This is a genomic window from Streptomyces sp. SID5785 (assembly GCF_009870065.1).
GTDB lineage: Bacteria > Actinomycetota > Actinomycetes > Streptomycetales > Streptomycetaceae > Streptomyces.
In genome coordinates this window covers 1-11,816 of record NZ_WWIA01000642.1, presented here as the reverse complement: position 1 = coordinate 11,816, position 11,816 = coordinate 1, and the positions used below count along the sequence as shown (strand labels likewise).

Here is an 11,816-nt window from a genome sequence, read left to right as displayed (position 1 = left end):
GCCGCCAGCGGGTCCCGTACGGCCGTGAGCAGCGCGTCCGCGATCAGGCCCTGATCGGCCGCACCGTCGGGCTCGGCGGGCACCGCGGGCAGCGGCACCAGCGCGATCGCCTCGTCGCCGGTGTGCGCGACGGCGATCCGGTCGGAGGGCTCAGGGCCCGAGGACAGCGGGTCGACGAGGATCTCCTCGAGCAGCGACTGGGCCACCGGCCCGCCCTCGATGTCGGCGTCCTGCCACTCGACGCGGGCCACGACGACCTGCCAGTGCGGCGCCGTACCGAGCCCGGGCAGCAGCACCGGCGCGGCCACCCGCAGCCGCGCCGCGATCTCGGCCGGGGCCGCGCCCGTCTGCACCAGCTCGAGGACCTCCTGGGCGAGGCGGCGGCGCACGGTGCGCGCCGCGTCCCGCCGGTCGCGCTCGACGGAGATCAGCTGGGTGACGCCCTGGAGCAGATCGAGCCGCTCCTCGGGCCAGTCGCCCGCGTCCGCCTCGACGGCGAGCAGCCAGTCCGAGAGCACCGTCGCGCGCACGTCACGGGAGGCGGCGGGTGCGGCCGCGCCCCGGCCCGCGCCGATCGGGAACAGCGAGTACGTCGCCCCGCCGACGCTGACCCGGTGCGGCGCCCGGCGGCCCGCCCGGGTGGCCGAGAGGTGCTCGGCGGCGAGCCGCGCGCACACCCCGGCGGGCAGCTCGGGGCCGGCCGCGCTGGAGCCCGCGATGGCGCGTCCGGCGGGGGAGAGCACCCAGGCCCGCAGGTCCAGGTCGCTGCCGAGCAGGTCGAGGACCACGTCCGGGCCGCCGCCCGCCGGGCCGGAGGTCATGAGCCGGCGGTGCCGGTCCACGACGGCCGCGAGGTCCCCCGCGCGCTCGCCGGAGACCTGCCGCACGACGTGCTCGGTGATCGTCGCGAACGCCACCGACTCGTTGACCGCGAAGAGCGGGAGCCGGTGCCGCGCGCAGGCCTGCACCAGGTCATCGGGCACGGCGCCGAGCTCGGCCTCGCCCGCCGCCAGGGCGACCACCCCGGAGGACTGGAGGAGGCGGACGAAGGCCTCGGAGTCGTCGGGGCCGCGGCGCCAGGCCAGGCCCGTGAGCACCAGCTCGCCCCCCGACAGATAGCGGCTCGGATCGCGCAGGTCCGTGGTCATCACGCCGCGGACGGAGCGGTCGAGCTCCTCCTCGCCGCCGAGGAGCCTGAGGCCCAGCGCGTCCGTGTCCAGCAATGCGCGCAGCCGCATGTGGTCTCGCCGCCGATCTGTCTCGAAGTGATGCCTTCCCGGGGTCGGCCAGCGTGTGCTCACGGTGTCCGGAGGAAGTCGGAGGGGTTACTGATGTGCTCCGTTCATACGAATCTACAAGACACCTGTCGTGGTCAGCCAACTCCTTCATGGTTTCCGTGACTGACCCTGGCGGAGCACACGGCGGTGTACTGGGCCCACTCCACGTGAACAGCACATGAACGAGCCCCAGCGATCCGCACATCCCGTGGCTCGAACGCAGCGCACACGATCCACGCACCGCACGATCCACGAACGAGACCCAGAAGAGAGCCACTCATGGACTTCCTTCGCCCCGCCAGCTGGGAGGAGGCGCTCGCCGCCAAGGCCGAGCACCCCACAGCCGTGCCGATTGCGGGTGGCACCGATGTGATGGTCGAGATCAACTTCGACCACCGCCGCCCCGAGTACCTCCTCGACCTCAACCGCATCGGTGAGCTCGGTGAGTGGGAGGTGGGCGAGGGACCTCAGGGCACCGTCCGACTCGGCGCCTCCGTCCCGTACACCAAGATCATGGAGAACCTGCGGACCGAGCTGCCGGGCCTGGCCCTCGCCTCGCACACCGTCGCCTCGCCCCAGATCCGCAACCGCGGCGGCGTCGGCGGCAACCTCGGCACGGCCTCGCCCGCCGGTGACGCCCACCCGGCGCTCCTCGCCTCCGGCGGCGACGTCGAGGTCGAGTCCGTGCGCGGCTCGCGGCTCATCCCGATCGACGCGTTCTACACCGGCGTGAAGCGCAACGCGCTCGCCCCCGACGAGCTGATCCGCGCCGTGCACCTGCCGAAGGCCGACGGTCCCCAGCAGTACTCGAAGGTCGGCACGCGCAACGCGATGGTGATCGCCGTGTGCGCCTTCGGTCTCGCGGTCCACCCCGAGACCCGCACGGTGCGCACCGGCATCGGCTCCGCCGCTCCGACCCCGATCCGCGCCAAGGACGCCGAGCAGTTCCTGAACGCGGCGCTCGACGAGGGCGGCTTCTGGGACAACGGCAAGATCATCACCCCGTCGGTCGCCAAGCAGTTCGCGGACCTGTGCTCCGCCGCCTGCAACCCGATCGACGACGTGCGCGGCACCGCCTCGTACCGCCGGCACGCGGTCGGCATCATGGCCCGGCGCACGCTCACCTGGGCCTGGGAGTCCTACCGCGGCACCGGCGGCAGCACCATCGAGAAGGGGAGTGTCGCGTAATGCGCGTCAATTTCACGGTCAACGGCCGCAAGCAGGAAGCCGACGACGTCTGGGAGGGCGAGTCCCTTCTCTACGTCCTGCGCGAGCGCATGGGCCTTCCCGGCTCCAAGAACGCCTGCGAGCAGGGCGAGTGCGGTTCCTGCACGGTCCGCCTCGACGGCGTCCCCGTCTGCTCCTGCCTCGTCGCCGCCGGCCAGGTCGAGGGCCGCGAGGTCGTCACCGTCGAGGGCCTCGCCGAGTTCGCGAACAACCGCGCCTGCGGGTCCCACGGCCAGGACGGCGTCACGCTCCAGGAGGCCCAGGGCTGGTCCGCCAAGGGCACCGACTCGCAGACCGGCGAGGGCGCCGAACTGGCCCCGATCCAGCAGGCGTTCATCGACGCCGGCGCGGTCCAGTGCGGCTTCTGCACCCCGGGCCTGCTGGTCGCCGCCGACGAGATGCTGGAGCGCAACCCCAGCCCCTCCGACGCGGACATCCGCGAGGCGCTCTCCGGCAACCTGTGCCGCTGCACGGGCTACGAGAAGATCATGGACGCGGTCCGGCTCGCCGCCGCGCGCCAGTCCGAGGAGGTCTGAGGGCATGGCTGACACCCGTACCACCGGCATTCCCGCGAACGTCACGCAGGGATCGCACACCAAGGGCGGCATCGGCGAGTCCACGCTCCGCCCGGACGGCACCCTCAAGGTCACCGGCGAGTTCGCGTACTCGTCCGACATGTGGCACGAGGACATGCTGTGGGGCCAGATCCTGCGCTCCACCGTCGCGCACGCCGAGATCCTCTCCATCGACACCGGTGAGGCCCTCGCCACGCCCGGCGTGTACGCCGTCCTCACGTACGACGACCTGCCGACGGACGTGAAGAACTACGGCCTGGAGATCCAGGACACCCCCGTGCTCGCGCACGGCAAGGTCCGCCACCACGGCGAGCCCGTCGCCCTGGTCGCCGCCGACCACCCGGAGACCGCGCGCCGCGCGGCCGCCAAGATCAAGGTCGAGTACCGCGAGCTGCCCGTCATCACCGACGAGGCGTCCGCGACGGCGCCCGACGCGATCCTCGTCCACGAGGGCCGCGACGACCACCACGCCGGGCACGTCCCGCACCCGAACATCGTGCACCGCCAGCCCATCGTGCGCGGCGACGCCGCCGCGGCCGCCGAGCGCGCCGACTTCGTCGTCAAGGGCGAGTACACGTTCGGCATGCAGGACCAGGCCTTCCTCGGCCCGGAGTCCGGCCTCGCCGTGCCCTCCGAGGACGGCGGTGTCGACCTCTACGTCGCCACCCAGTGGCTGCACTCGGACCTCCAGCAGATCGCCCCCGTCCTCGGCCTGCCCGAGGACAAGGTGCGCATGACGCTCTCCGGCGTCGGTGGCGCGTTCGGCGGCCGCGAGGACCTGTCGATGCAGATCCACGCCTGCCTGCTCGCCCTGCGCACCGGCAAGCCCGTCAAGATCGTCTACAACCGCTTCGAGTCCTTCTTCGGGCACGTCCACCGCCACCCGGCGAAGCTCTACTACGAGCACGGCGCGACCAAGGACGGCAAGCTCACGCACATGAAGTGCAAGATCGTCCTGGACGGCGGCGCCTACGCGTCCGCCTCCCCGGCGGTCGTCGGCAACGCCTCCTCGCTCTCCGTCGGCCCGTACGTCATCGACGACGTCGACATCGAGGCCATCGCGCTCTACTCCAACAACCCGCCCTGCGGCGCCATGCGCGGCTTCGGCGCGGTCCAGGCGTGCTTCGCCTACGAGGCCCAGATGGACAAGCTCGCCGACGCGGTGGGCATGGACCGGGTCGCGTTCCGCCAGCTGAACGCGATGGAGCAGGGCACGATCATGCCGACGGGCCAGCCCGTCGACTCGCCGGCCCCGGTCGCCGAACTGCTGCGCCGCATCAAGGCGATGCCGCTGCCGCTCGAGCGCCAGTGGGAGTCCAGCGAGGGCGCCGACGTGCGCCAGCTGCCCGGCGGCCTGTCCAACACCACGCACGGCGAGGGCGTCGTACGCGGTGTCGGCTACGCGGTCGGCATCAAGAACGTCGGCTTCTCCGAGGGCTTCGACGACTACTCCACCGCCAAGGTGCGCATGGAGGTCATCAACGGCCAGCCCGTCGCCACCGTGCACACGGCGATGGCCGAGGTCGGCCAGGGCGGCGTCACCGTCCACGCGCAGATCGCCCGCACCGAGCTGGGCGTCACGCAGGTGACCATCCACCCGGCCGACACCCAGGTCGGCTCGGCCGGCTCCACGTCCGCGTCGCGCCAGACGTACGTGACCGGCGGCGCCGTCAAGAACGCCTGCGAGCTCGTGCGCGAGAAGGTCCTGGAGATCGGCCGCCGCAAGCTCGGCACGTACCACCCGGCGTGGGCGACCGCCGAACTCCTCCTGGAGGGCGGCAAGGTCGTCACCGACGGCGGCGAGGTCCTCGCGGACCTGGTCGACGTCCTGGAGGACGAGGTCGTCGAGCTGGAGGAGGAGTGGCGCCACCGCCCCACCGAGGCCTTCGACCTGCGCACCGGCCAGGGCAACGGGCACGTCCAGTACTCGTTCGCCGCGCACCGCGCCGTCGTCGAGGTCGACACCGAGCTCGGCCTGGTGAAGGTCATCGAACTGGCCTGCGCCCAGGACGTCGGCAAGGCGCTGAACCCGCTGTCCGTGATCGGCCAGATCCAGGGCGGCACCACCCAGGGCCTCGGTGTCGCGGTGATGGAGGAGATCATCGTCGACCCGAAGACCGCCAAGGTCAGGAACCCCTCCTTCACGGACTACCTGATCCCCACCATCCTCGACACGCCGACCATCCCGGTCGACGTGCTCGAACTCGCCGACGAGCACGCCCCGTACGGGCTGCGCGGCATCGGTGAGGCCCCCACCCTGTCGTCGACCCCGGCCGTCCTCGCGGCGATCCGGAACGCGACCGGGCTCGCGCTCGACCGGACCCCGGTCCGGCCCGAGCACCTGACGGGCACCGCTTCCGCGTAACCGTCATCGCACGCCCTCCGGGCGGTGTGTGCCTCCCAGGAACGTCACACTTCCGTCGCCCGCACCGCCCGGAGCACTTCAGATCAGCGCACTCGTCTCGGGCCGTCCCCCGGGTCGTGCAGCCATCCCAAAACCCGCGCCTCTCCGAGCGCTTCGCGGGTGCCCCTATGAACCTTGGGAAACGAGGCACCATGACCCAGCAGTCCGTGGAGCCGAAGACCGCCGCCGACGACGCGGGCGCGGGTACGCGCCAGCCCGCCGGCAGGTCTTGGCTCGACCGGTACTTCCACATATCCGAGCGGGGATCCTCCGTCGCGCGCGAAGTGCGCGGCGGCGTCACGACCTTCATGGCCATGGCGTACATCCTGCTGCTCAATCCGCTGATCCTGTCCGGCAAGGACGCCGCCGGTGACACCCTGGGCCAGAAGGCCCTGATCACCGCGACCGCCTTCGCCGCCGCGTTCACCACGCTCCTGATGGGCTTCGTCGGCAAGGTGCCGCTGGCGCTCGCCGCCGGCCTGTCCGTCTCCGGTGTGATCTCCTCGCAGGTCGCGCCCGAGATGACCTGGCCGCAGGCCATGGGCATGTGCGTGATGTACGGCGTCGTGATCATGCTGCTCGTCGTCACCGGCCTGCGCGAGATGATCATGAACGCGATCCCGCTCGCGCTCAAGCACGGCATCACCATGGGCATCGGCCTGTTCATCGCCCTGATCGGCCTCTACAAGTCCGGCTTCGTGCAGGTCGGCAAGGCCACCCCGCTCACGCTCGGCCCCGCGGGCGAACTCGCCGGCTGGCCCGTGCTGCTCTTCGCGGGCACGCTCCTCCTGATCTTCATGCTGCAGGCGCGCAACACCCCGGGCGCGATCCTGATCGGCATCATCACCGGCACGGTCGTCGCGATGATCCTCAACGCGCTCGACGTGATCGACCCCAAGCAGTGGGCGAACGGCGCCCCCGAACTGCACGGCAGTGCCGTCTCCACGCCCGACTTCTCGCTCTTCGGCAAGGTCGAGTTCGGCGGCTGGGGCGAGGTCGGCGCCATGACGGTCGGCATGATCGTCTTCACCCTGGTGCTCGCCGGCTTCTTCGACGCGATGGCCACCATCATCGGCGTCGGCACCGAGGCCAACCTGGCCGACGACAAGGGCCGGATGCCGGGCCTGTCCAAGGCGCTGTTCATCGACGGCGCGGGCGGTGCCATCGGCGGCGTGACGGGCGGCTCCGGCCAGACCGTCTTCGTCGAGTCGGCGACCGGCGTCGGCGAGGGAGCCCGCACGGGTCTCGCCTCCGCCGTCACCGGCCTCTTCTTCGCCGCCTGCCTGTTCTTCACCCCCGTCACCGCGATCGTCCCGCAGGAGGTCGCGTCCGCCGCGCTCGTCGTCATCGGCGCCATGATGATGATGAACGCCCGCCACGTCGACTGGGCCGACCGCGCCACCGCGATCCCGGTGTTCCTCACCGTGGTCCTGATGCCCTTCACCTACACCATCACCACCGGTGTCGCCGCGGGCGTCATCTCCTGGGTCGCCATCAAGATCGCCCAGGGCAAGGCCCGGGAGATCGGCGCCTTCATGTGGGGCCTGACGGTGATCTTCCTCGTGTACTTCGCCCTGAACCCGATCGAGGGCTGGCTCGGCGTCCACTGACGCCCGTCACCCCGATCCCCGTAACCGCTAAGGAGACCGAGACATGCTGGACATCGCCGCAGAACTCAGCCGGTGGGTCGAGCAGGGACGCGACTTCGCCGTGGCCACCGTGGTGGCCGTCGGCGGCAGCGCGCCCCGGCAGCCGGGCGCGGCGCTCGCCGTCGACAGCGAGGGCACCGCGATCGGCTCGGTCTCCGGCGGCTGCGTGGAGGGCGCGGTCTACGAGCTGTGCCAGGAGGCGCTCGAGGACGGGGTCACCCGCCTCGAACGCTTCGGGTACAGCGACGACGACGCCTTCGCCGTGGGGCTGACCTGCGGCGGCGTCATCGACATCCTCGTCGCACCGGTACGTGCCGCGGACGCGGACGTGCGCGGCGTGATCACGGCCGCGCTCACGGCCGCCGCCGCGGGGGAGGCGGCGGCCGTGGCACGGATCGTGTCCGGACCCGACGACCTGATGGGCCGGGCCCTGGTCGTCCACCCGGACGGCACGCACGAGGGCGGCTTCGGCGCCCACCCCGAACTCGACCGGACCGTCGCCGCGGAGGCCGCCGCCCACCTCGACGCCGGCCGCACCGCCACCCTGGAGATCGGCGAACAGGGCTCCCGCTGCGGGGCCCCGCTGACCCTGCTCGTGGAGTCCTCGGTCCCGCCCCCGCGCATGATCGTCTTCGGCGCCATCGACTTCGCGTCCGCGCTGGTGCGCATGGGCAGGTTCCTCGGCTACCACGTCACCGTCTGCGACGCCCGCCCCGTCTTCGCGACGGCGGCCCGCTTCCCGGACGCGGACGAGATCGTCGTCGAGTGGCCCCACCGCTACCTGGAGCGCACGGAGGTCGACGGCCGCACGGTGCTCTGCGTCCTCACCCACGACGCCAAGTTCGACGTGCCGCTGCTGCGCCTCGCGCTGCGGCTGCCCGTCGCCTACGTCGGCGCGATGGGCTCGCGCCGCACCCACCTCGAGCGCAACGACCGGCTCCGCGAGGTCGGCGTCACCGAACTCGAACTCGCGCGGCTGCGCTCGCCGATCGGCCTCGACCTCGGCGCCCGCACTCCGGAGGAGGTGGCGGTCTCGATCGCCTCCGAGATCGTCGCGGCCCGCCGCGGCGGCACCGGCGTCTCCCTGACGGGCGCCCACACTCCGATCCACCACGAGCCGGACACCCCGCGCCGGATCGGCTCCGTCGCCTGATCCGCGTACGTTTCACCCCTTCTGTTCGTCCGCACGGGACGCACGGGGCGGCTGCCGCGACAGCCGCCCCGTGCACCGCACTTGACGCATCGCACCACGGGCCGCGACGCTCGATGGGAGCGCTCCCAGCAAGTCTCCGTGTCCCTTGCGAGCGAGGAGTGAACCGTGCGAGGACCCTTCAGTCGTGCCGCGACCGCGACAGCGGTCCTGTCCGCCGCACTCGCCGCCCTGCTGTCCTGTCCGGCCCCCGCGGGCGCCGCCGCACCGGCCACCGCGGCCGGGCACGGCGCCCACCTCTACACGCCCGAGCCGAACCCCGACGCCCTGCGTCAGGTCGTCGGCCTCGCCCGCCAGGGCCGCTTCCGGGACGCCGCGGGCGTCGCCGCCATGGTGGCCACCCCGCAGGCCGTCTGGTTCGGCGACCAGAGCCCCGCCCAGGTCGAGCGGATGACCCGGGACGTCGTGCGCGACGCGGCACGCTCCCGCTCCACGCCCGTCTTCGCGCTGTACAACATCCCCGGCCGCGACTGTGCCAACTACTCGGCGGGCGGCGCCGCGAACACCGCCGAGTACCGCGCCTGGATCGACGCCGTCGCCCGCGGGCTCGGCCGCTCCGAGGCCCTCGTCGTCCTCGAACCCGACGCCCTCGCCCTGCTGCCCGCCGACTGCGGCCAGGACGACGCCGAGGGCACGAAGACCGCCGCCCGCTACACCGAGGTCAACTACGCCGTCGACACCCTCGGACCACTGGGCGGCACCCGGGTCTACCTCGACACCGGGCACCCCGGCTGGCACACCGTCTCCTCCATCGTGCCCCGGCTGATCAAGGGCGGCGTCACCCGAGCCGCCGGCTTCTACACCAACGCCTCGAACTACAACACCGACGACGCCAACTCCTGGTACGGCACGCTCATCTCGTCCTGCATCGCCTACGCGACCCGCGGCGGCGACTCCGCCGACTGCCCCGACCAGTGGTGGCCGCGCGCCGACGCCCAGGAGTGGCTCGACACCCACGTCCACGTGCCCGCCTCCCGGATGCCGCACTACGTGACGGACTCCAGCCGCAACGGCCGGGGGCCCTGGGTGCCGCCCACCGGCACCTATCCGGACCCGCAGGACTGGTGCAACCCGCCGGACCGCGGCCTCGGCGCCCGCCCCACCCTGCGCACCGGCGACCCCCTCCAGGACGCCCGGCTGTGGATCAAGACGCCGGGGGAGTCCGACGGGCTGTGCCTGCGCGGCACCGACGGGCCCGAGGACCCCGAGCGCGGGACGGTCGATCCCGACGCGGGCGACTGGTTCCCCGAGCAGGCGCTCGAACTCGTCAGGTACGCGAACCCGCCACTGCTGTGAGCGCCGCCTGACGAGCCGTCACTCCTCGTTCTCCAGCAGAGATTTCAGTGCGCGCCCGAACAGCAGGCGGCCCGCCGTCGCGAGCACCGGATCCGCGACGGCGGGCACCCCGCGCACCCGCAGCTCCTCGTGCCACTCCACGCGCGCCCCGCCGCCCGGCCTGGCCCGCACCTCGAACTCGGCCCAGCCCCGCACCAGCCGTCCGCGCTTCTCCATCCGGCAGCGGCGCGGCGGCTGCCACGCGACGAGCTCCATCGGGTCGTCGAAGCCCAGCAGGCGGCCCAGCCCGGTCCGCGCCACGAACACGGTGCCCGCGGCCGTCGGCGGCGGGGTGCGCACGGTGACCCGGGTCAGCGGCACCACCGCGCCGTGCCGCTCCCAGTCGGTGATCCTGCGCCAGGCCTCGGCGACGGGGAGCGCTGTGTCCCGGACGAGACGGATTTCTGCGGCCATGGCGCGATGGTAGGGCGCCGGCACCCGGTGGGCCCGGCGGCGCGGCCGGTGCCCGGCCGGGTCACGCGGCGTCGCGTGCCCCCACCGTGCCGAGGCTCAGCACCACTTGGCGCTCGGCGAGCTGCGCGGGGGTCAACGGGCCGTCCGCGCGGTACCAGTTGGCCACGCCCTGGCACATGACGAGCACCGCACGGACCGCGTCGGCCGGGTACGGCGTGGTGAACATGCCGCGGGCGACCCCGTCGCGCACCGTGTCGAGCAGCATGTGCTCCAGGTAGTCGCGCAGCGCCACGTACCGGGCGCGGTTGGCCGGTTCGAGGCTGCGGATCTCCGTGTCCAGGAACGCGAGCCCCTGGCGGTGCGCCATCGAGAGGGCGATCGACTCGACCATCGCGCGGAACCGGGCCAGCGGGTCGTCCCCCGCCTCGGCCGCCGCCGCACGGCAGCGGTCGAGCACGTCCCGCATCGACGCCTCGAGGAGCGTGGTCAGGAGTGCCTGCTTGTTCTCGTAGTGGTAGTAGAGCGCGGGCACGGTCACACCGACGCGGGAGGCGATGTCGCGCATCGAAGTCCCGTGGTAGCCGTGCTCGTTGAAGGCCTCCATCGCCCGCAGCAGGATCGGGTGCAGACCGAGCGGTCCGTACGTGCGCCAGTGCCGCGCCACCGCGGCGTCCTGACGTGGCTGCGTGCTCACCCGTGTGTCCTTCCGCTGGGCCCTCGGCAGGGCCATCGTACGGCGCACGCCGTCGGAGCGACCCTCTTCCGATGCTTAGCGACCGCTCAGGGCGAGCCGCGTGCACGACCCCAACTCCCTTGCGGACAAGGCATGTCACGAGCATTGACCGGCCTCCGGGAGCGCCCCTACCGTCTTAGCGGACGCTCAGTGGATTCCGTTCCAGGGAGGCCGCCATGACCCCAGCCCCGCCCGCGGACGGAGCGCAGGACGCGCGCCCCACGCTGCCCCGTCTCGTGCTGCGCAACGCCCGGGAGCACCCGGACCTGCCCGCCCTGTCCTGGCGCGCACCGGGCACGGGCACCGGCTGGTCCACCCTCACCTGGGCCGAGGTCCTGGAGCGCACCACCCGGATCGCCGCCGGGTATGCCGCGCTCGGTGTCGGCCGCGGCGACCACGTCCTGCTGATGATGTCCAACCGCCCCGAGCACTGGCTCTCGGACCTCGCCCTCGTCCGGCTCGGCGCCGTGCCCGTCAGCGTCTACAACACGGCGGCCCCCGGGCAGCTCACCCACATCGCCCGCAACTGCCGCGCGCGCCTGGCCGTCCTGGAGGGCGCCGCCCAGGTCCGCACCTGGGCCCCGCTGCTCGACGACCCGGACACCCCGCTCGACCGGCTCGTCGTCGCCGAGCCCGGCCAGGAGGGCGGCCACGTCCCGTTCGCCGCGCTCACCGGCACGCCGGTCCCGGCCCAGTTCGCCAAGGAGCTCGACGCCGCGCGGCCCGACGACCCGCTCACCGTCGTCTACACGTCTGGCACCACCGGCGAGCCCAAGGGCGTCGTCCTCACCCACGAGCAGATCCTCGCCGACGCCCGGGCCCTGGACGCCGTCGTCGAGCTGCCCGCACACGTGGAACACATCTGCTACCTGCCGTTCGCCCACATCGCGGAGCGGATGCTCGGCATCTACCTGCCCTGCCACCGGGCCTCGCACGTGTACCTGTGCGCGGACCCGTCGCTCGTCGCCGCGGCGGTGCGCGAGGTGCGTCCC

Annotated in this window: 10 protein-coding genes; 7 read left to right on the top strand and 3 right to left on the bottom strand. The window is 72.7% G+C overall.

The features are described 5' to 3' along the window. Window positions 1-1,238 (bottom strand): PucR family transcriptional regulator ligand-binding domain-containing protein (locus tag GTW43_RS20875; protein ID WP_161303540.1); only part of this gene is annotated, 1,238 nt, incomplete at its 3' end. Window positions 1,239-1,556: 318 nt separating this feature from the next. Here GTW43_RS20875 and GTW43_RS20870 point away from each other — a divergent pair. The 6 genes from GTW43_RS20870 to GTW43_RS20845 all read left to right on the top strand — a co-directional run bounded on the left by GTW43_RS20870 (window position 1,557) and on the right by GTW43_RS20845 (window position 9,638). Continuing rightward, on the top strand, window positions 1,557-2,465 hold the full coding sequence (locus GTW43_RS20870; RefSeq protein ID WP_161303539.1) for a xanthine dehydrogenase family protein subunit M: 909 nt from the start codon (window positions 1,557-1,559) through the stop codon (window positions 2,463-2,465). Beyond that, window positions 2,465-3,040, top strand: a complete 576-nt coding sequence (locus GTW43_RS20865; RefSeq protein WP_161303538.1) for a (2Fe-2S)-binding protein — start codon at window positions 2,465-2,467, stop codon at window positions 3,038-3,040. The genes GTW43_RS20870 and GTW43_RS20865 overlap by 1 nt, the downstream gene beginning before the upstream one ends. Before the next feature lie 4 nt (window positions 3,041-3,044). Next, complete coding sequence (locus tag GTW43_RS20860; RefSeq protein ID WP_161303537.1) at window positions 3,045-5,444, top strand: molybdopterin cofactor-binding domain-containing protein; 2,400 nt, start codon at window positions 3,045-3,047, stop codon at window positions 5,442-5,444. Window positions 5,445-5,635: 191 nt separating this feature from the next. Further along, on the top strand, window positions 5,636-7,093 hold the full coding sequence (locus GTW43_RS20855; protein ID WP_161303536.1) for an NCS2 family permease: 1,458 nt from the start codon (window positions 5,636-5,638) through the stop codon (window positions 7,091-7,093). 43 nt (window positions 7,094-7,136) lie between these two features. Next, a complete protein-coding gene (locus GTW43_RS20850; RefSeq protein ID WP_161303535.1) occupies window positions 7,137-8,285 on the top strand; it encodes an XdhC/CoxI family protein in 1,149 nt (382 codons plus the stop codon). A 165-nt stretch (window positions 8,286-8,450) separates the two neighbouring features. Beyond that, window positions 8,451-9,638 (top strand): glycoside hydrolase family 6 protein, encoded by a 1,188-nt coding sequence (locus GTW43_RS20845; protein ID WP_161303534.1) that lies wholly within the window; start codon window positions 8,451-8,453, stop codon window positions 9,636-9,638. 18 nt (window positions 9,639-9,656) lie between these two features. On the opposite strand, the gene GTW43_RS20840 is transcribed toward GTW43_RS20845, so the two are convergent. Further along, window positions 9,657-10,091 carry an SRPBCC family protein gene (locus tag GTW43_RS20840; RefSeq protein WP_161303533.1) on the bottom strand — a complete coding sequence of 145 codons (435 nt, stop codon included), beginning with the start codon at window positions 10,089-10,091 and terminating at the stop codon, window positions 9,657-9,659. Between the two features lie 61 nt (window positions 10,092-10,152). Next, entirely contained in the window at window positions 10,153-10,785 is a 633-nt protein-coding gene (locus GTW43_RS20835) for a TetR/AcrR family transcriptional regulator (RefSeq protein WP_161303532.1), read from the bottom strand. A gap of 215 nt (window positions 10,786-11,000) precedes the next feature. Between GTW43_RS20835 and GTW43_RS20830 the strand changes: the two genes are divergently transcribed. After that, window positions 11,001-11,816, top strand: an 816-nt coding sequence (locus tag GTW43_RS20830; protein ID WP_161303531.1) for an AMP-binding protein, incomplete at its 3' end; no start/stop codon positions are given.

Coding starts and splice junctions, on each gene's coding strand:
- GTW43_RS20850 (WP_161303535.1), top strand. CDS start 7,137: ATGCTGGACATCGCCGCAGAACTCAGCCGGTGGGTCGAGCAGGGACGC.
- GTW43_RS20860 (WP_161303537.1), top strand. CDS start 3,045: ATGGCTGACACCCGTACCACCGGCATTCCCGCGAACGTCACGCAGGGA.
- GTW43_RS20870 (WP_161303539.1), top strand. CDS start 1,557: ATGGACTTCCTTCGCCCCGCCAGCTGGGAGGAGGCGCTCGCCGCCAAG.
- GTW43_RS20865 (WP_161303538.1), top strand. CDS start 2,465: ATGCGCGTCAATTTCACGGTCAACGGCCGCAAGCAGGAAGCCGACGAC.
- GTW43_RS20840 (WP_161303533.1), bottom strand. CDS start 10,091: ATGGCCGCAGAAATCCGTCTCGTCCGGGACACAGCGCTCCCCGTCGCC.
- GTW43_RS20855 (WP_161303536.1), top strand. CDS start 5,636: ATGACCCAGCAGTCCGTGGAGCCGAAGACCGCCGCCGACGACGCGGGC.